Below are 16,768 nucleotides of genomic sequence, written 5' to 3'. Positions count from 1 at the left end.
TCAGCGCGGGTACGGGGGGCTGGCCAGCAGTTCGCTCACCCGGCTGCGCAGCGCGGCGGGCGTGACCGCGGCGGCCGGGACCGGCTCGCCCGCCACGAGCCCCACGCGGCTCCAGAAACCGCGGCGGAACGGGCGGACCATCGCGGTGCCGCGCTCCACACGCGAGAAGAACGAGCCCCACAGGTTCTGCAGCGCCATCGGGATCACCGGCACCGGGTTGCGCTCCAGCAGCTTCATCACGCCGGCCTTGAACTCGCCCAGCTCGCCGTCCTTCGTGATGGCGCCCTCGGGGAAGATGCAGACCAGGTCCCCGTCGTCGAGGTGGGCGGCGGCGCGGGCGAAGGCGGCCTCGTACACCGCGGGGTTCTCGCGCTGCGAGGCGATCGGTATGGCCTTGAGCAGGCGGAACATCGCGCCCAGCACCGGCAGGTTGAAGATGCGGTGGTCCATGATGAACACGACCGGCCGCGGGCTCGCGCCCATCAGCACCACGGCGTCGATGAAGCTCACGTGGTTGCACACGAGGATGGCCGCGCCCTCGACCGGCAGGTGCTCGTCGCCGCGCACCTTGAAGCGGTAGATGAGGCGCGTCACCACGAAGGCGACGAAGCGCAGCAGGTACTCGGGCAGCAGCAGGAAGATGTAGCCCGCGACGATGGCGTTGGCGATGCCCACGATCAGGAAGACCTGCGGGATGGTGGCGCCGAAGTGCAGCAGCAGCCCCACCGCGATGGAGCTCACGATCATGAACAGCGCGTTGAGGATGTTGTTGGCCGCGATGATGCGGGCGCGGTGCGTGGGCGCCGAGCGCAGCTGGATCAGCGCATACATCGGCACGCTGTAGAGGCCGGCGAACAGCGACAGCAGCGCCAGGTCCGCCATCACGCGCCAGTGGGCCGGCTGCGCGACGAAGGCCGACAGCGAGAGCCCGCTGGCGGGCGGCAGCCCGCGCGACGCGAAGTACAGGTCGATGGCGAACACGCTCATGCCGATGGCGCCGAGCGGCACGAGGCCGATCTCGACGTGGCGGCGCGACAGCACCTCGCACAGCAGCGAGCCCACGCCGATGCCTACCGAGAACACCACGAGCAGCAGCGAGGCCACCTGCTCGTCGCCATGCAGCACTTCCTTGGCGAACGACGGGAACTGCGACAGGAACACGGCGCCGAAGAACCACATCCACGAGATGCCCAGCAGCGAGCGGAACACCACGAGGTTGCCGTGCGCGAGCTTGAGGTTGCGCACGGTCTCGGTGACGGGGTTCCAGTTGATGCGCAGGCCCGGGTCGGTGGACGGCGACACCGGCACCGCCTGCGACAGCACGCGCCCGAGCACGGCGAGTGCGACGCAGGCCACCGCGACCCAGGTGGCACCCACCTCGGGCATCGCGATCAGCAGGCCGCCGGCCACGTTGCCGAGCAGGATGGACACGAAGGTGCCCATCTCGACCATGCCGTTGCCGCCGGTGAGCTCGCGCTCGTCGAGGTGCTGCGGCAGGTACGCGAACTTCACGGGACCGAACAGCGTGGAATGCAGGCCCATCAGGAACACGCAGCCAAGGAGCACCGGCACGTTGTGCGTGACGAAGCCCCAGGCCGCGATGGCCATCACGGCGATCTCGAAGTTCTTGACGAAGCGGATCAGCGCGGCCTTGTCGTGTTTGTCGGCGAGCTGGCCGCTGGTGGCCGAGAACAGCAGGAACGGCAGGATGAACAGCGCCCCGATCACGAGCCCGGCCATCTCCGGCGCCAGCCAGGCGACCTGGATCTGGTACGTCACCATCACGGTGAGCGCGAACTTGAAGAGGTTGTCGTTGCCGGCGCCGAGGAACTGCGTCCAGAAGAACGGCGCGAAACGCCGCTGGGACAGCAGGGCGAACTGGTTCGGGTGCGGGGCGTGGCTCAAGCGGATTCCTCGGGGCGGCGACGGTTCGGGAAGGGTTGTAGCACCGAATCAGCGGATCGCGATGGGGCGGGACCCGAGGCCGCTGCGTTCGAGCCACAGGAACACGGAATCGGCGGTCACCGTGTAGATGCGGCCGCTGTAGCGGTACTTGTCGGGGTGGTCGTCGAACGCGATGTTGGCCTGGGTGACCCGGGCACCGAGGCGCTGGAAGGTCGACAGGTGGATCGTGCCCGGCTGGTAGCCCTTGAGGTTCAGCCACGACTGGGCGCGGCTGCGGTTGCTGGCGTCGCCGTCCTCGGCCATGGCCAGCGTCTCGATCGCCCACTGGTTCGACTGCTGGTACTTCTTGCCCCAGGCGTAGGCCAGCATGCTGTACTCGGGCGTGTGCAGGCGGGAGAGGCGGCCGTTGTCGCGCAGCACCGCCAGCAGGTGCGCCTGCACCTCGGGCTTCGGCACGACGATGCCGGCCTCGTAGTCGAACGGGTCGTCGAGGAAGAACTCGCCGAGGCCCTGGCGGAAGATCGCCGAGGTGTCGGTGCCGCATTCGTTGAGCTTGTGCACCACGCGCCACACGTCGCCGTCGCGGTACGCGAAGCCGAGGTGGGAGTAGCGCTGGCCGTACTCGCGCAGGTCCTGGCCCACGCGGGCGATGACCACCACGTCGGCGCCGCTGCCCTTCAGGTGCTGCTCCACCTTCCCGGCCAGCGCCAGGCCGCGGGTGAGGGCCTGGGTGTCCGGGGCCTTCTGCTCGCAGGTCTGGCCGGCGTGGGCGGGGGCGGTGGCGATCGCGAGGGCCAGGATGAGGCCGGCCAGCACGACACCGGCCAGGAGGCGGCGCGCGCTCATCGCGTCACCCGTTCGTTGTAGAGCAGCGCCTTGCCCACCTCGTTCGGGATGAACGCGATGGCCGTGCCGGCGGCCGAGAGCACCATCCCGGCGCCGACGGCGCTGGCGGTCACCGCGGTGCCCACGCCGACCGACAGGCCGCCCACCGCCTGGCCAGCCAGGCGAACGGTGCAGCGCACGCCGGTGGCGACGTTCTCGAGCACCCACACCGCCCCGTCGACCGAGGCCTCGACGGCGATGACGGTGAACACGGCGCCGGCCGACAGCACCGCGGACGGGCCGATCACCGAGATCGCGACGGGCAGCATCGAGATGCCGGCGCTCGCTTCCGAGGCGCCCGAGCGGTGCGCCTGGGCGGGGGTGTGCAGGACCAGGGCAGCGGCGAGGGCCGCGCCGAGGGACAGTTGCTTGAAGCGGTTCATGGCGGAGGTCTCCGGGTGGCGTCGTGAGGTCATTCGAACGATTGGCCGCGGTCGGCCAGCTGGGCTTCGTGGGCGTCGCGCAGGGTCTTGGCCAGCGTGAACACGGACGAGATCAGGAACAGCCAGCTGACACCGAGGAAGGCCTTGTAGGTCGGGTTGATGTCCATGCGGTACAGGCCCCAGGCGGTCAGGCCCATCGCCAGCGCGAAGCCGCCCCACACCACCAGCTTCCACATCGGGGTGTCGTTGCTGCGGCCTTCGTTGTCGCGAACGAATTTCGAGAGGCCGAAGGCGGTGGAGAGGCAGAAGACGTAGCCCATGACCATGAACGCGCGGTCCAGGTCCTGGCCCGGCAGGTACGCGAGGCCGGTGGCGCACAGCGCGACGGCGAGGCCGAAGGAGACCCAGACCTGCAGTTTCCAGGCGCGGGTGTCGTGGCGGGCGGCGGGAGCGTTCATGGTCGTCTTCAGGGGTGGAGTGAACATGGCTGAATGGTCGTCGGTGACCGCCTTGGTATCAATCCATCCGAGGTGGGACGCGTGCGAAGGTGCGTCTGGTATCGTCTGGTGATACTTTTTGGGAGTTCTGGCGATGAGCACCACCCTCGACCTCGTGACAACCCTGAAGGCCGAGCTGAAGGCCGCCCAGGTGACCTACGCCGATCTGGCGGGGCACCTCGGCATGTCGGAGTCGAGCATCAAGCGCATCTTCGCGAAGGGCGACATGCCGCTCTCGCGCATCGACGAGGTGCTGCGGGTGCTGAAGATGGACTTCGCCGAACTGGCCCGCAAGGTGGCGGACGCACGGCCCGAACGCAGCGAGCTCACGCTCGAGCAGGAGAAGGCGGTGGTGGCCGACCGCGTGCTGCTGCTGATCGCCATCTGCTGCCTGAGCCAGTGGTCGCTGGAGCAGATCGTGGGCACGTACACGCTCAGCGAAGCGCAGTGCCTCGTGTACTTCAAGGTGCTGGACCGCCTGGGCGTGATCGAGCTGCGGCCGCTCAGCCGCTACCGCCTGAAGGTGGCCAAGACCTTCCGCTGGCGGCCCAACGGCCCGGTGATGAACTTCTTCCGCACGCACGTGGCGGGCGACTTCTTCAGCGCCGGCTTCGACGATCCGGGCGAGATGATGATGCTGGTGCACGGCCAGCTGTCGCCCGCTGCCGCCGAAGGGTTCGTGGAGCGCCTGCGCCGTGTGGGCCAGGACTTCGCGCAGCAGCATGTGGCCGACCAGAAGCTGCCCGCGGACAAGCGCCGCGCGTTCACGCTGGTGGTAGGCATGCGCTCGTGGCTGTTCGGCGCGTTCAGGGACCTGAAGCGTGACGGCGGCGAGACGCTCAACGAGCTTCCGGCGGCGCCTCGGCGTCCACGTTGAGCGCGCCGGTGAGCCGCATCTGCGTGCCCTTGCGCACCACGTCGAGTTCGAGGTGGGTCTGCTGCATCAGCGCGACCATCGAGCCTTCGTCGACGGCGCTCATGGCGGGCGTGTCGATCGAGTAGACGACGTCGCCGGCCTTCAGGCCCATGCGGTCGTAGCGGCTGTCGGGCAGCACGCGGTCGACGACGAAGCCGCCGCGCGGGTCGGGGTGCACCTGCACCTCGTTGAGGAAGGCCGCGGCCAGCTGCGGCCGGGCGGTGGTGAGCTGGCGGGGTTCGACGGCGGGGGCTTCGGGCTTGTCGTCGGCAGGGGCGGTCGAGGCGATGGTGGCCGGACGCAACGCGAGTTCGCGGGACTGCGATCCGAACCGCAGCGTGACCGCGTGGGTGTCGACGTGTTCCAGGCGGATGCCGGGGAACACCTCCTGCCCCACCGTGTACGTGGCCGGGCGCGACGCCACGGCGATCACCGCGCCGCGCGGCGAGACGTCGAGCAGGGCGAGGTCGATGTCGGGGAACGGGGCGTCGCCACGCGCTTCGGCCTGGGCCTGGGCGAGGCGGTTCGCGGTGGCCGATGGCGGCGGGGCCGGCCGGTCGGGCGCGTCGTCCGGGAGGGACCACACGCCCGCGGCCAGCACCACGGCGGCGGTGGCCGCGAGGCCCACCCATCGCCAGGGCGACGGGCGGGCATCCAGGTGGAGGGACCCGTTCATGGTGAAGACTGCAGGGTCCCGTCCGGGCCTTACGGCGTGACGCGCGACTTCAGCCAGGTCATCGTGGCCGGGAGGGCCCACGCGCCGCTGCCGTACTGGTAGTTGGCGTCGACGGCGAGCACGCCGGTGCACTGGGCGCCGTAGGTGCCGAGGCCCATGAAGCAGTGGTCGGCGTACAGGTCGAGCACGTTCGCGTCCTTCACGATGGCCCAGCCGGAACCGTCGGACTTGATGCACGAGGTGGGGCTCAGGCCGCTGCAGGTGATGCCGGTGACGAGTTCGGCCTGCGAGCGGGCGATGGATTCCGTGCCGCCCACGAACATGTCGCGTTCGCCGTTGATGATGCGCAGGTTGCTGCCCGGCTGTGCGTGCTTGCCGTTGGCCATGCACGACTGCAGGTTGTAGGCGACGGTGTAGGTGGAGCCGGTGCCCTGGCCCATCGACGCGCGGATGCGGGAGTCATAGTCGCGCGACAGCACGGAGATGATCGAACCCTGGCTCAGGCCGCCGGTCACGATGCCCTTGGAGCAGTCGGCCTTGGCGCGCGAGCACAGCTTCGCGATGGCGCTGTTGACGTTGTTCGGGTTGAAGATGCACTTGGCGCGCTGGCCGATGGTGGAGCAGGTGCCGAACGACGCGTTGTCGTACTGCACGGTGGCGGCGACGAAGCCCTTGGCCACTGCGGCGTCGACGGCGGCCATGGCCCACGCGCCGTTGTAGGTTTCGCCGGTGCCGCCGATGTGGACGTACACGGGGTACTTGCCGGAGGCCGAGGGCTCCTTGCCCTGGATGCTGTAGGTGGAGCCGCAGGACGACGTGCTGCCGCCCTTGTAGGTGGCGGTGAAGCTGCTTTGCGCGGCGGCGTACGACGACGCCATGGCGAAGGCACAGGCGAGGGCCGCCCGGATCAGGGTTTTCGTTTTCAAGGTCTGTCTCCGTTCTGGGTTGAAGACCGGGTCTTTGCCCGGCCAGCACGTTGAATGCGCGTGCTGGAACGAATCATGAACCTCGATTCACAAACTGTGTGGCCCGTTCTTTAAGGACTTTCCGGGATGCGCGTAGTGCCTGGGAGAACGTTCTTCACAGCACACCGCGCGCGCGCAGCGCCTGCAGCTGGTCGGCCGTGACACCCACCTCGCGCAGCACCGCCTCGGTGTCCTCGCCGAGCGTGGGCGCGCGGCGCGTGATGCCGCCCGGCGTGGCGCTGAGCTTCGGCACGATGCCCGGCACCTCGACGGCGAGGCCGTCGGCCGAGACCACGCGTTCGATCATGCCGCGAGCGCGGTAGTGCGGGTCCTCGGCGATGTCCTTCGCGGTGTAGAGGCGGCCCGCGGGCACCTGCGCGGCGTTCAGCGAGTCCAGCACCTCGGCCACCGTGCGCGGCGCGGTCCACGCGCCGATGGCCGCGTCGATCTCGGCCACGCGGGCCACGCGCGCCGGATTGCCGACGAGGGCCGGGTCGTCGCCCAGGTCGCGCCGGCCGATGGCGGCCATCAGCCGCGTGAAGATGCTGTCGCCGTTGCCGGCCACGAGCACCCACCCGTCGGCGCACGGGTACGCGTTGCTGGGCGCGATGCCGGGCAGCGCCGAGCCGGCGGCCTCGCGCACCGCGCCGAAGGCGCTGTACTCGGGCAGCAGGCTTTCCATGCAGTTGAAGACGGCCTCGTACAGCGCGACGTCGATCACCTGGCCCTGCCCCGTGGCGTGGCGGTGGTGCAGTGCCATCAGGATGCCGATCACGCCGTGCAGCGACGCGAGCGTGTCGCCGATGCTGACCCCCACGCGCACCGGCACGCGGCCGGGTTCGCCGGTGAGGTGGCGCAGCCCGCCCATCGCCTCGGCCACCACGCCGAAGCCGGGGCGGTCCTTGTACGGGCCGGTCTGGCCGTAGCCGCTGATGCGCAGCATGATCAGGCCGGGGTTCGAGCGAGACAGCGTGGCGTGGTCGAAGCCCCAGGCCTCCATCACGCCGGGCTTGAAGTTCTCGACCACCACGTCGCATTCGTCGATCAGGCGGCGCACGAGGTCGCGGGCTTCGGGCGATTTCAGGTCGAGCGCCACGCTCTTCTTGTTGCGCGACTGCACCTGCCACCACACGCTGGTGCCCTCGTGCAGCAGGCGCCACTGGCGCAGCGGGTCACCGGCGCCGGGCGGTTCGATCTTGATGACCTCGGCGCCGAAGTCGGCGAGGGTCTTCGCGGCGAACGGGCCCGCGATCAGCTGGCCCATCTCGAGCACCTTGAGGCCGGCGAGCGGGCCCATGCTCAACTGGCCTTCTGCTCGATCAGGTAGGACGCGTCGTCGTACTGGCCCAGCACGTCGACGAGGTACGGCATCAGTTCGACCAGTTCGTCGTGCAGCGTGTACGGCGGGTTCATGATGAACATGCCGCTGCCGGCGAGGCCGAAGCCCTGCGCGTCGGGCTGCTGCACCGTCATCCGCACGTGCAGCCAGCCCTTCGGGGCGATGGTCTCCAGGCGGCGCGGCAGCTGGGCGGCCTCGAGCTTGGTGACCTGCGGGTACCAGACCATGTAGACGCCTTCGGCGAAGCGGTCGATGGCCTCGCGCAGCGACGAGATCACGCGGCCGTAGTCGGCATGGCCTTCGTAGGACGGGTCCATCAGCACGGCGGCGCGGCGCGTCGATGGGGGCACCTGGCCCTTCAGGCCCTCGAAGCCGTCGCTGTCGCGGATCTCGACGCCCTTGGTCTCGCCGAGGAAGGACGACAGGATGCGGTGGTCGGTGGGGTGGCGCTCGAAGAGGCGCAGCTGGTCGCCGTGGCGCAGCAGCATCTGCGCGAACGCGGGCGAGCCGGGGTACTGCTCGAGGCGGCCGCCGGCGTTGAACTGCTTGACGAGCTGCACGTAGTCGGCGGCGAGTTCGGGCAGGTCGTCGCGGTCCCACAGGCGGGCGATGCCTTCGAGGTACTCGCCCTTCTTCTGGGCGTACTGGCCTTCGAGCGAATAGCCGCCGGCGCCGGCGTGGGTGTCGACCAGCCGGTAGGGCTTGTCCTTCTGGTTCATGTAGCGGAGCACGCGGGTCAGCACGATGTGCTTGAGGACGTCGGCGTGGTTGCCCGCATGGAAGGCGTGGCGGTAGGCGAGCATGGGCGGATCTCGGTGGGGTGGCGCGGCAAGCCGCTATTGTCGTTGGTCCGCACCGTCGAGGTGGGCGAACCGCTCGACCAGCTCGTCGAGCACGCCGCGCACGCGCAGCGGCAGGTGGCGGTGGGTGGGCAGGATGGCCTGCAGCGGGAAGGTGTCGCCGGACCAGTCGGGCATCACCTCCACGAGCCGGCCCGCGGCCAGGTCCGCCGTCACGTCGAGGCGGGCCTTGAACGCGATGCCGAGGCCGGCCACGGCCCATTCGCGCACGAGGCCGCCGTCATCGGCCACGCGGTTGCCGTGCACGCGCACGGTGAGTGACTCGCCGGTGCGGTGGAACGTCCAGCGGACCTCCGGGCGGCTGCGCAGGTTCAGCGCGAGGCAGTTGTGGGCGTCGAGGTCGTGGGGGTGCCGCGGCGTGCCGTGGCGCTCCAGGTACGCGGGGGAGGCGACCGCCATCCGCCGGGTGGTGGCCAGGGGCCGGGCGACCAGCGAGGAGTCCTGCAGCACGCCGTAGCGCACGGCGAGGTCGACGCGTTCCCGGGTCAGGTCGTGCATCGAGTCGGACAGGTGCATCACGACGCGCAGTCGGGGGTGGCGGGCCAGCAGCGGCTCGAGCATCGGGCTGAGCACCGTGCGGCCCAGGTCGAGTGGCGTGGCCAGGTGCACTTCGCCGGCCAGCGCCTCGCGCTGGGCACCGAGCAGCGAACGGGCGTCGTCCAGCACGCCGAGCGCGCGCTGGGCGTGGTCGCGCAGCAGCTCCCCTTCCGGCGTGAGCCGCATCGACCGCGTGGACCGCTCGACGAGGCGCACGGCCAGCGAGGTCTCCAGGCGCTTGAGCGAGGCGCTGGCCGCGGCCGGGGTCATGTCGAGCTGCCGCGCGGCGGCGCTCAGCGAGCCGGCGTCGGCCAGGCGGATGAACAGCTGGAGCTGGGAGAGCTGCAGGTCGGCGGGCCAGTTCATCTGCAAACAGGATTTGAAAGTGTTGTCGGTTCGAGCCGGATTATCAAGCGAAAGCGATGTCCGTAGAGTTCGTTCCATCCCATCAGGAGCTTCCCATGAAAGCCATCGCCCGCTACCAGCCCCTTCCGATCGACCACCCCGAATCGCTGGTCGACACCACCCTGCCCGTCCCGGCACCGGGTCCGCGTGACCTGCTGGTGCGGGTGCACGCCGTGTCGGTCAACCCGGTGGACACCAAGGTGCGCGCCAACGCCGCGGCCGACGGCCAGCCGAAGGTGCTGGGCTTCGACGCCGCCGGTGTGGTGGAGGCCGTGGGCGCGCAGGTCACGCTGTTCAAGCCGGGCGACCGCGTGATGTACGCGGGCGACATCACCCGCCCGGGCAGCAATGCCGAGCTGCAGGCGGTGGACGAGCGCATCGTGGGCCGGATGCCCGCCTCGCTCGGCTTCGCCGAGGCCGCGGCGCTCCCGCTGACCGCCATCACCGCGTGGGAGCTGCTGTTCGACCGGCTCGGCATCACGCCGCGGACCACCGGCACGCTGCTCGTCATCGGCGCGGCCGGCGGGGTCGGTTCGATCCTCGTGCAGCTGGCCCGCCAGCTGACGGCGCTGACGATCGTGGGCACCGCCTCGCGGCCCGAGACGCAGGCCTGGGTGCGGGAGCTGGGCGCCCACCACGTCATCGACCACACGAAGCCGCTGACCGAGGGCTTGCGCGCCGCCGGCCTGGGGCAGGTCGAGTTCGTCGCGAGCCTCACGCAGACCGACCAGCACTACGCGCAGATCGTCGAGGCGCTCGCGCCGCAGGGCCGCCTGGGCCTGATCGACGACCCGAAGGCCCGGCTCGACGTGATGGCGCTCAAGCGCAAGGCGCTGTCGCTGCACTGGGAGATGATGTTCGCCCGCCCGATGTTCCAGACACCCGACATGCAGGCCCAGCACGACCTGCTGGAACGTGTGGCTGCGCTCGTGGACGAGGGCCGGCTGCGCACGACGCTGGGTGAACGGTTCGGTGCCATCAACGCGGCGAACCTGCGCCGGGCCCACGCACTGATCGAGTCCGGCCGTGCGAAGGGCAAGGTGGTGCTCGAAGGCTTCTGACCCTCCCCTATCACGGCGGCCGTATTGCCTTCGCGACAGACGGCCATTCCGACCTTTCGTACGATCGTGCGACTCCTGCCACCTGGAACCCGCCCATGACCTCCTTGTTCGACCCCGCCCGCATCGGCGACATCCCCGTCGCCAACCGCATCGCGATGGCTCCGCTGACGCGCAACCGCGCCGGCGCCGGCCAGGTGCCCACCGACCTCACCGTCGAGTACTACCGCCAGCGCGCGAGCGCCGGCCTGATCATCACGGAAGCGTCGCAGATCATGGCCGAGGGCCAGGGCTACCTCGACACCCCGGGGATCTTCTCGCCCGAACAGATCGCCGGCTGGAAGAAGGTGACCGACGCGGTGCACGCCGAAGGCGGCCGCATCGTGATCCAGCTGTGGCACGTGGGCCGCATCTCGCACGTGTCGCTGCAGCCGGGCGGCATCGCGCCGGTCTCGTCGACCGACCGTGCGGCCCGGGGGAAGACCTTCACGAAGGATGGTTTCGTCGACACGTCGACACCGCGCGCGCTGCGCACGGACGAGATTCCGGGCATCGTCGCCGCCTACCGCCACGCGGCCCGCTCGGCCATCGACGCCGGCTTCGACGGCGTGGAGGTGCACGGCGCCAACGGCTACCTGATCGACCAGTTCCTGCGCGACAGCGTCAACGACCGCACCGATGCGTACGGCGGCTCGATCGAGAACCGCACGCGGCTGCTGGTGGACGTGATGGAGGCCGTGGTGGCCGAGATCGGCGCCGGCCGCACCGGCCTGCGGCTGAGCCCGGTCACGCCGGTCAACGACGCCGGCCAGGACAGCGACGCGCAGGCGCTGTTCAACCGCGCCGTGGAGCGCATCGCCCCGCTGAAGATCGCGTTCCTGCACGTGATCGAAGGCCAGACCGGCGGCGCGCGCGACGTGGCCCCGTTCGACTACGAGCAGCTGCGCACGCGCTACAAGGCGGGCCACGAGGCGGGCGCCTGGATGGTCAACAACGGCTACAACCGCCAGATGGCGATGGACGTGGTGTCGTCGGGCGCCGCCGACATCGTGGCCTTCGGGCGGCCGTTCATCGGCAACCCGGACCTGGTGCGGCGCCTGAAGGACGACAAGCCGCTGGCGGACCTGAACCCGAAGTCGCTGTACGGCGGCGGGGCGGAGGGGTACACGGACTATCCGGCGCTCAGCTGAAGGAGCCACGCACGAACAGCACCGTCATCCCGGCGAAGGCCCATTGCTGTCCGGGGAAAGTTTGAGTGCTGAGCGGTAAGTTGTTGCGAGGGTTGGTGATTTGGGATAAATCCCAGAGCGCCAACTCGATCAACAAACCCCCGCAACATGCAAAGCATAAGCCGGTTCCACCAGTTCCTGAAGCTGCTCCCACGCGGGGCGTTCGACAAGGCAGTCGAGAGATACGACGCTGATCGATACTGCAAGAGCTTCGACAGCTGGGGGCACTTGGTGGCGATGGTCTATGCCCAGGTGTCCAAGTCGAGTTCGCTGCGGGACATCGCGACCGGCTTCAACGCTCAGAGCAACCACCACTACCACTTGGGCGCGGGACGCCTGACGCACTCGACGCTGGGCGACGCCAACAAGCGCCGTGACTGGCGAGTGTTCGGCGACACGGCTCGAGCGTTGATGAACATGCTCAAGCCGAAGGTGCGCAGGGAGTACAGCGACCTGCTGTTCCTGATCGACTCGACGACGGTGAGCCTGAAGGGACGCGGCTTCGACGAGTGGGCGGCTCCGACGAAGGTGCGCTCCACGCAGGGCCTGAAGCTGCACATGGTGTACGAGCACGGGAGTGCAACGCCCTGGTGGCAGAGCATGACGGCCACCAACGTCAACGATCTGACGGCGGCGCTGCCCGTACCGATCGAGCGGGACGCCACCTACGTCTTCGACAAGGGGTACTACGACTTCAATTGGTGGCACGACATCGACGCTGAGGGCGCGCGGTTCGTGACCCGGTTCAAGATGAACGTGAAGTTGGAGGTGGTGGCGGAGCGGGAGATCGTAGAGGCAGACGAGGGCGTCATCCTCAAGGATCAAGTTGTTCGATTGACCAACCGCAGGCCCGGCGGTGGCCGATACAACCGCTACGTCGAACCGCTGCGTCGGATCGAAGTGCACCGGCCCGGCGACACGCCGCTGGTGTTCGCCAGCAACGATCTGAACGCACCCGCCGCAGAGATCGCAGCGCTCTACAAGGAGCGCTGGGCGGTGGAACTGTTCTTCAAGTGGATCAAGCAGAACCTGAACATCAAGAAGTTCTGCGCGCGAACAGAGAATGCTGTTCGGATCCAGGTGATGACGGCACTGATCACCTACCTGCTCCTGGTGCTGGAGCAGGCAGGAAAGCAGGGCGAGAGCAGCTTGCGAACGCGGTTGAACGAGTTGACAGCAACACTGTTCGAGCGAGTCGGGCGGCGCGAGAAAACCACCGAGAGCCGACGACGACGAACCGAGCTAAGAGCCTTCAAGGCGGGCCAGATGGATCTGGCCTTTGCTTGATACAAGTTCCCCGGACAGCAATGGGCGAAGGCCGGGACCCTGTGCGGAGGCCGAAGGTCCCGGCCTCCGCCGGGATGACCTTGGTTCTTGGGGCTGGCGCTCAGCGCTTGTGCGCGCCCGTCTTCCCCCGGAAGATCTCCTCGATCCCCACCTCGCGCGGCCCCGGGATCACCTCGAACCCCTGCCCCGCCGTGATGGTGCCGGGTTCGCGCACCGCGAGGTAGAACCCGCACCAGGCGTTCGCGGCCATCAGCTTCACGGCCTGGTTGAACCCCATGGCCGCGTTGAACTTGAAACACGGGAAGCGGGGTTCGCTGACCGCCAGCGTGCAGTCGGGGAACTTCAGCAGGTCGCCCACCCACACCTGGGTCTCGAGCAGCCCGGAGAGGGTGAGGTTCTCGCCCATCGCGCCATGCGGCAGCGGGTCGTTCCAGCCGGCCACCTTCGCCTGTGCGCGCACGGTCTGCCAGAACGGGTAGTGTTCGCTCGGGTACGCGTACACGGCCTTCGAGAGGCCGCCGTGCACCGAGAGGTCGGCCTGTTCGTCGCCGTCGAGCCCCATCGGGCGCACCGCGACCGGGCCGTCCACGGACCGCTTGAGGATGCCGGTGAGCACCGGCCGGCCGCCGATCTCGATCTCGGTGGCCTTTGCGCGGTTCACGCTGAGCAGGGTCGCCGTCATTTCACGCCCTTCCAGCCGCGCGCGCTGCCCGCCACGCGGCGGCCGTTCGCGCCGCTCACCCACTGGCCGAACAGCTTGGCCGCGGGGTGGTTCACGCGGAACGACCGCATCACCACCACCTGGGTGGCCATGCGCGGGTCGCCCTCGACGATGATCGCGAGGGGCTTGCCACCGCGCCTCAGCCACTGGCCGCGGTCCACCACGGTGTAGGCGCCGGTGGAGATGGCCAGCGCGAGCGGGTCGGTGCCGGCCGGGGCCTTCAGGTACCACGGGTTGCCCGGTGCGACCTTCGCGGCGCGCCACAGCACGAGTTCGCCGAGGTTGGCGCTCGAGCCCGGCAGCGGGGCGATGAACGGGGCCTTGGCCTCGGCGAGTTTCGCCAGGGCCGCGCCGATGTCGCGTTCGCCCAGCAGGCCGGCCGGGTCGGTGGCCTTCTTGCCCTTGCCCTCCACCGGGCCCACCAGCACGAAGTCACCGCCGGCGATCACGTGGCGGTCGTGCGCGAGGCCCTGCTTCTCGAGGCGGTTCTCGATCTCGGGCGCGTTGGTCATCGACGAGTCCACGTCCCCCTGCTCCAGCGCGGACAGCACCGAGGCGCTGGTGCCGGGCACCAGCTTGACCGCGACGCCGGTGTCGCGTCCGAACGCCTTCTGGAAGGCCTGGGCGAGGCCGGCGTCGACGAGGGACTGCTCGACCCCGAGCAGCAGCGGGTCGGCGAGGGATTTCTTCTGGGCGGCCACGGCGGGAAGTGCGGTGGCCAGCAGCGAGATCAGGAGCGGGCGGCGGTTCATGGAAGCGGATCTTACGTTCCCGTGCGGGGCAAGCTGTAAGGCATGGCAGGTGCGGCCGGCGGGGCGCGCCGATAGATTGCGGCCCTCCCCGTTTCCTTCAGGAGTTCCGATGAACCGAGGCCGCGCGATCCCCGATTCTCCCGACAGCTGGGCCTGGTGCGAAGCCTGCAGCGACCGCCTCCAGGAGCAGGAGCCGCGCCTGAAGACGGCCGATGCCGACGAGTTCGCGGCGAAGCTGTGGCTCGACGAGTCGGCGCGCGACGACTGCCCGGTGCGGGCCGCCGACCGCTTCCTGGGAGAGCCTCGGGACGACTGAGCGCCTCAGAGCGCGGACGTGAGCACCCGGCCGTCGCGGTAGAACGCGCGCAGGTTCTCGCGCACGAGGTCGGCCATCGCGCGGCGGGTCTGTTCCGTGCCGCTGGCCACGTGGGGCAGCAGCACCACGTTGTCCATCGCGATCAGCTCGGTCGGCACGTTCGGCTCGCGGTCGAACACGTCGAGGCCCGCGCCGGCGATGCGGCCTTCCTGCAGCGCCTTGACGAGCGCCACCTCGTCGACCACGCTGCCGCGGGCGACGTTGATCAGGAAGCCCTGCGGGCCCAGCGCGTCGAGCACGTCGGCGCTGATCAGGTGGCGCGTCTCCGCGCCGCCCGACACGATCACCACGAGGAAGTCGCACCACGAGGCCAGCGCCGTGAGCGACGGCTCGTGCTGCCACGGCGCGTCGGCCACCACGCGGCGGCTGTGGTACCGGATGTCCATGTCGAACCCGCCCGCACGCTTGGCGATGGTGCGCCCGATGCGGCCCAGGCCCACGATGCCGAGGCGCCGTCCGCTGACCCGCTGGGCCAGGCGGAAGCGGCCGTTCATCCAGTCGCCACGGCGCAGGAAGCGGTCGGCCGCGGTGACACCCCGTGCCACGTCGAGCACGAGGGCCATCGCGAGGTCGGCCACGCAGTCGTTCAGCACGTCGGGGGTGTTGCCCACCGCGATGCCGCGGCGCGCGGCCTCGGCGAGGTCGAGGGCGTCGGTGCCCACGCCGAAGCTCGAGATCACCTTCAGCGACGGCAGTGCGCCGATCAGCGCCGCGTCGGCCCCGAAGGCGCCCGACGTGACGAGGCCGGTGAACTCGGGGCCGCGGGCCGCGAGGAACGCGGCGCGTTCGGCCACCGGGGGCAGCAGGGTCAGGTCGCAGTCGGCGGCCAGTTCCTGTTCCAGTTCGGGCAGCAGGCGGCCGTGCTGCAGGACGCGGGGGCGGGTGCTCATGGTCAGTCGATCTTCACGTTGCCGGCCTTGACGATCTTGACCCACTTCGCCTGCTCGGCCACCTGGTAGTCGCCGAACTGCTTCGGCGTGTTGGGTGCGTACTCGAGGCCCAGCGTGTACATCTTGGCCTTGGTCTCGGTGGTCGCGAGGATCTTCTGCAGCTCGCTGTTCAGGCGCTCGACGATCGCCGGCGCGGTGCCGGCCGGGGCGAAGAGGCCCTGCCAGCTCACCACGTCGAACCCGGCCACGCCGGCTTCCTGCAGCGTGGGCACGTCGGGCAGCGTGGGGGTGCGCTTGGCCGACGTGACGGCCAGGGCCCGCACCTTGCCGGCCTGGATGTGCGGCAGGGCGACGGTCACGGTCTCGAAGCTCATCGGCACCTGGCCGGCGATCACGTCCTGGATGGCGGGGCCGCTGCCCTTGTAGGGCACGTGGAGGATGTCGATGCCGGCGAGCACCTTGAGCGTTTCACCCGACATGTGCTGCGACGTGCCCTGCCCCGCCGACGCGAACGCGTACGAGCCGGGCTTGGCCTTGGCGCGGCCGATCAGTTCCTTCGCGGTCTTCGACGGTTCGGTGGCGGTCACGATCAGCACGTTGGCGATGCTGCCGAGGCGGATGATCGGGGCGAAGTCCTTCGAGGCGTTGTACGGGATCTTGGCCGACAGCGCCGGGTTGATCGCGTGCGACGCGACCGTGCCGAGCAGGATCGTGTAGCCGTCGTTCGGCGACTTGGCCACGCTGTCGGCGCCGATCACGCCGCCGGCGCCGGCCTTGTTCTCGACGATCACCGTCTGCTTCAGCGCGACCTGCAACTGGGCCGCGACGTGGCGGGCCAGGATGTCCGACGTGCCGCCCGGGGCGAAGGGCACCACGAGCTTGATGGGTTTCGAGGGCCAGGTGTCCTGGGCGAACGACGGGGTGGACACCACGGCGAGGCCGGCGGCGATGGCGGCGGCGTGGGCGAGGAAGGAACGGCGAGCGGACATCGAATAACTCTCCAGGACGAGCGGCAAACGCGTTTGTCGTCAGTTGTCAGACAACAAACGGAAGGAATGGGCATCATCTCCAGCACGGTTCTCCCCGC

At 69.5% G+C, this 16,768-nt stretch carries 18 protein-coding genes; 5 read left to right on the top strand and 13 right to left on the bottom strand.

All coding sequences use genetic code 11. The features are described from left to right. The 4 genes from A4W93_RS28920 to A4W93_RS28905 are packed head-to-tail and all read right to left on the bottom strand — an operon-like array spanning window position 1 to window position 3,631. Window positions 1–1,905: an MFS transporter gene (locus A4W93_RS28920; RefSeq protein ID WP_237357644.1), complete on the bottom strand. Its 1,905-nt coding sequence runs from the start codon at window positions 1,903–1,905 to the stop codon at window positions 1–3. A gap of 48 nt (window positions 1,906–1,953) precedes the next feature. Then, window positions 1,954–2,751, bottom strand: a complete 798-nt coding sequence (locus A4W93_RS28915; protein WP_085753900.1) for a DUF2145 domain-containing protein — start codon at window positions 2,749–2,751, stop codon at window positions 1,954–1,956. Beyond that, complete coding sequence (locus A4W93_RS28910) at window positions 2,748–3,173, bottom strand: hypothetical protein (protein WP_085753899.1); 426 nt, start codon at window positions 3,171–3,173, stop codon at window positions 2,748–2,750. Before A4W93_RS28910 ends, A4W93_RS28915 begins: the two co-directional genes overlap by 4 nt. A 29-nt stretch (window positions 3,174–3,202) precedes the next feature. Further along, window positions 3,203–3,631 (bottom strand): YiaA/YiaB family inner membrane protein, encoded by a 429-nt coding sequence (locus A4W93_RS28905; RefSeq protein ID WP_099960116.1) that lies wholly within the window; start codon window positions 3,629–3,631, stop codon window positions 3,203–3,205. 133 nt (window positions 3,632–3,764) lie between these two features. Here A4W93_RS28905 and A4W93_RS28900 point away from each other — a divergent pair, with 133 nt between their 5' ends. Next, window positions 3,765–4,547: a helix-turn-helix domain-containing protein gene (locus tag A4W93_RS28900; RefSeq protein ID WP_085753897.1), complete on the top strand. Its 783-nt coding sequence runs from the start codon at window positions 3,765–3,767 to the stop codon at window positions 4,545–4,547. Here the strand turns inward: A4W93_RS28900 and A4W93_RS28895 are convergent. The 5 genes from A4W93_RS28895 to A4W93_RS28875 all read right to left on the bottom strand — a co-directional run bounded on the left by A4W93_RS28895 (window position 4,510) and on the right by A4W93_RS28875 (window position 9,329). Further along, window positions 4,510–5,262, bottom strand: coding sequence for a hypothetical protein (locus A4W93_RS28895; protein ID WP_157131799.1), 753 nt, complete (start codon window positions 5,260–5,262; stop codon window positions 4,510–4,512). The genes A4W93_RS28900 and A4W93_RS28895 overlap by 38 nt on opposite strands. A gap of 29 nt (window positions 5,263–5,291) precedes the next feature. After that, window positions 5,292–6,188, bottom strand: coding sequence for a hypothetical protein (locus A4W93_RS28890; RefSeq protein WP_085753895.1), 897 nt, complete (start codon window positions 6,186–6,188; stop codon window positions 5,292–5,294). Between the two features lie 154 nt (window positions 6,189–6,342). After that, window positions 6,343–7,524, bottom strand: coding sequence for a CaiB/BaiF CoA transferase family protein (locus tag A4W93_RS28885; RefSeq protein WP_085753894.1), 1,182 nt, complete (start codon window positions 7,522–7,524; stop codon window positions 6,343–6,345). Between the two features lie 2 nt (window positions 7,525–7,526). After that, complete coding sequence (locus A4W93_RS28880) at window positions 7,527–8,369, bottom strand: 23S rRNA (adenine(2030)-N(6))-methyltransferase RlmJ (RefSeq protein WP_085753893.1); 843 nt, start codon at window positions 8,367–8,369, stop codon at window positions 7,527–7,529. A gap of 33 nt (window positions 8,370–8,402) precedes the next feature. Continuing rightward, window positions 8,403–9,329 (bottom strand): LysR family transcriptional regulator, encoded by a 927-nt coding sequence (locus A4W93_RS28875; RefSeq protein WP_085753892.1) that lies wholly within the window; start codon window positions 9,327–9,329, stop codon window positions 8,403–8,405. Window positions 9,330–9,424: 95 nt separating this feature from the next. On the opposite strand from A4W93_RS28875, the gene A4W93_RS28870 reads away from it, so the two are divergent. The 3 genes from A4W93_RS28870 to A4W93_RS28860 all read left to right on the top strand — a co-directional run bounded on the left by A4W93_RS28870 (window position 9,425) and on the right by A4W93_RS28860 (window position 12,942). Beyond that, window positions 9,425–10,429, top strand: coding sequence for a zinc-binding alcohol dehydrogenase family protein (locus A4W93_RS28870; RefSeq protein WP_085753891.1), 1,005 nt, complete (start codon window positions 9,425–9,427; stop codon window positions 10,427–10,429). A 95-nt stretch (window positions 10,430–10,524) separates the two neighbouring features. Further along, window positions 10,525–11,616: an alkene reductase gene (locus A4W93_RS28865; protein ID WP_085753890.1), complete on the top strand. Its 1,092-nt coding sequence runs from the start codon at window positions 10,525–10,527 to the stop codon at window positions 11,614–11,616. Between the two features lie 147 nt (window positions 11,617–11,763). Further along, window positions 11,764–12,942 (top strand): IS4 family transposase, encoded by a 1,179-nt coding sequence (locus A4W93_RS28860; RefSeq protein WP_085749227.1) that lies wholly within the window; start codon window positions 11,764–11,766, stop codon window positions 12,940–12,942. 100 nt (window positions 12,943–13,042) lie between these two features. Here the strand turns inward: A4W93_RS28860 and A4W93_RS28855 are convergent, their stop codons facing one another. Then, window positions 13,043–13,624 carry an MOSC domain-containing protein gene (locus A4W93_RS28855; protein WP_085753889.1) on the bottom strand — a complete coding sequence of 194 codons (582 nt, stop codon included), beginning with the start codon at window positions 13,622–13,624 and terminating at the stop codon, window positions 13,043–13,045. Beyond that, on the bottom strand, window positions 13,621–14,415 hold the full coding sequence (locus A4W93_RS28850; protein WP_085753888.1) for a substrate-binding domain-containing protein: 795 nt from the start codon (window positions 14,413–14,415) through the stop codon (window positions 13,621–13,623). Before A4W93_RS28850 ends, A4W93_RS28855 begins: the two co-directional genes overlap by 4 nt. A gap of 109 nt (window positions 14,416–14,524) precedes the next feature. On the opposite strand from A4W93_RS28850, the gene A4W93_RS28845 reads away from it, so the two are divergent. Next, window positions 14,525–14,731 carry a hypothetical protein gene (locus A4W93_RS28845; protein ID WP_085753887.1) on the top strand — a complete coding sequence of 69 codons (207 nt, stop codon included), beginning with the start codon at window positions 14,525–14,527 and terminating at the stop codon, window positions 14,729–14,731. A 5-nt stretch (window positions 14,732–14,736) separates the two neighbouring features. Here the strand turns inward: A4W93_RS28845 and A4W93_RS28840 are convergent, their stop codons facing one another. Together A4W93_RS28840 and A4W93_RS28835 are read right to left on the bottom strand one after the other, a co-directional pair. Then, window positions 14,737–15,681 carry a 2-hydroxyacid dehydrogenase gene (locus A4W93_RS28840; RefSeq protein ID WP_085753886.1) on the bottom strand — a complete coding sequence of 315 codons (945 nt, stop codon included), beginning with the start codon at window positions 15,679–15,681 and terminating at the stop codon, window positions 14,737–14,739. Window positions 15,682–15,683: 2 nt separating this feature from the next. Then, window positions 15,684–16,670: a Bug family tripartite tricarboxylate transporter substrate binding protein gene (locus A4W93_RS28835; protein WP_085753885.1), complete on the bottom strand. Its 987-nt coding sequence runs from the start codon at window positions 16,668–16,670 to the stop codon at window positions 15,684–15,686. Between the last annotated feature and the right edge of the window lie 98 nt (window positions 16,671–16,768).

The sequence above is a fragment of the Piscinibacter gummiphilus genome (genome assembly GCF_002116905.1).
In the GTDB taxonomy this organism is placed as follows: domain Bacteria; phylum Pseudomonadota; class Gammaproteobacteria; order Burkholderiales; family Burkholderiaceae_C; genus Rhizobacter; species Rhizobacter gummiphilus.
Note: the sequence above shows the minus strand (reverse complement) of the source record. Positions and strands in the feature narration are given on the sequence as shown.

Bases quoted from the DNA above. Each gene is read 5' to 3' on its own strand.
- A4W93_RS28875 (WP_085753892.1), bottom strand. From the start codon at position 9,329: ATGAACTGGCCCGCCGACCTGCAGCTCTCCCAGCTCCAGCTGTTCATC.
- A4W93_RS28860 (WP_085749227.1), top strand. From the start codon at position 11,764: ATGCAAAGCATAAGCCGGTTCCACCAGTTCCTGAAGCTGCTCCCACGC.
- A4W93_RS28850 (WP_085753888.1), bottom strand. From the start codon at position 14,415: ATGAACCGCCGCCCGCTCCTGATCTCGCTGCTGGCCACCGCACTTCCC.
- A4W93_RS28915 (WP_085753900.1), bottom strand. From the start codon at position 2,751: ATGAGCGCGCGCCGCCTCCTGGCCGGTGTCGTGCTGGCCGGCCTCATC.
- A4W93_RS28910 (WP_085753899.1), bottom strand. From the start codon at position 3,173: ATGAACCGCTTCAAGCAACTGTCCCTCGGCGCGGCCCTCGCCGCTGCC.
- A4W93_RS28865 (WP_085753890.1), top strand. From the start codon at position 10,525: ATGACCTCCTTGTTCGACCCCGCCCGCATCGGCGACATCCCCGTCGCC.
- A4W93_RS28880 (WP_085753893.1), bottom strand. From the start codon at position 8,369: ATGCTCGCCTACCGCCACGCCTTCCATGCGGGCAACCACGCCGACGTC.
- A4W93_RS28835 (WP_085753885.1), bottom strand. From the start codon at position 16,670: ATGTCCGCTCGCCGTTCCTTCCTCGCCCACGCCGCCGCCATCGCCGCC.
- A4W93_RS28905 (WP_099960116.1), bottom strand. From the start codon at position 3,631: ATGAACGCTCCCGCCGCCCGCCACGACACCCGCGCCTGGAAACTGCAG.
- A4W93_RS28840 (WP_085753886.1), bottom strand. From the start codon at position 15,681: ATGAGCACCCGCCCCCGCGTCCTGCAGCACGGCCGCCTGCTGCCCGAA.
- A4W93_RS28885 (WP_085753894.1), bottom strand. From the start codon at position 7,524: ATGGGCCCGCTCGCCGGCCTCAAGGTGCTCGAGATGGGCCAGCTGATC.
- A4W93_RS28895 (WP_157131799.1), bottom strand. From the start codon at position 5,262: ATGAACGGGTCCCTCCACCTGGATGCCCGCCCGTCGCCCTGGCGATGG.
- A4W93_RS28900 (WP_085753897.1), top strand. From the start codon at position 3,765: ATGAGCACCACCCTCGACCTCGTGACAACCCTGAAGGCCGAGCTGAAG.
- A4W93_RS28845 (WP_085753887.1), top strand. From the start codon at position 14,525: ATGAACCGAGGCCGCGCGATCCCCGATTCTCCCGACAGCTGGGCCTGG.
- A4W93_RS28855 (WP_085753889.1), bottom strand. From the start codon at position 13,624: ATGACGGCGACCCTGCTCAGCGTGAACCGCGCAAAGGCCACCGAGATC.
- A4W93_RS28870 (WP_085753891.1), top strand. From the start codon at position 9,425: ATGAAAGCCATCGCCCGCTACCAGCCCCTTCCGATCGACCACCCCGAA.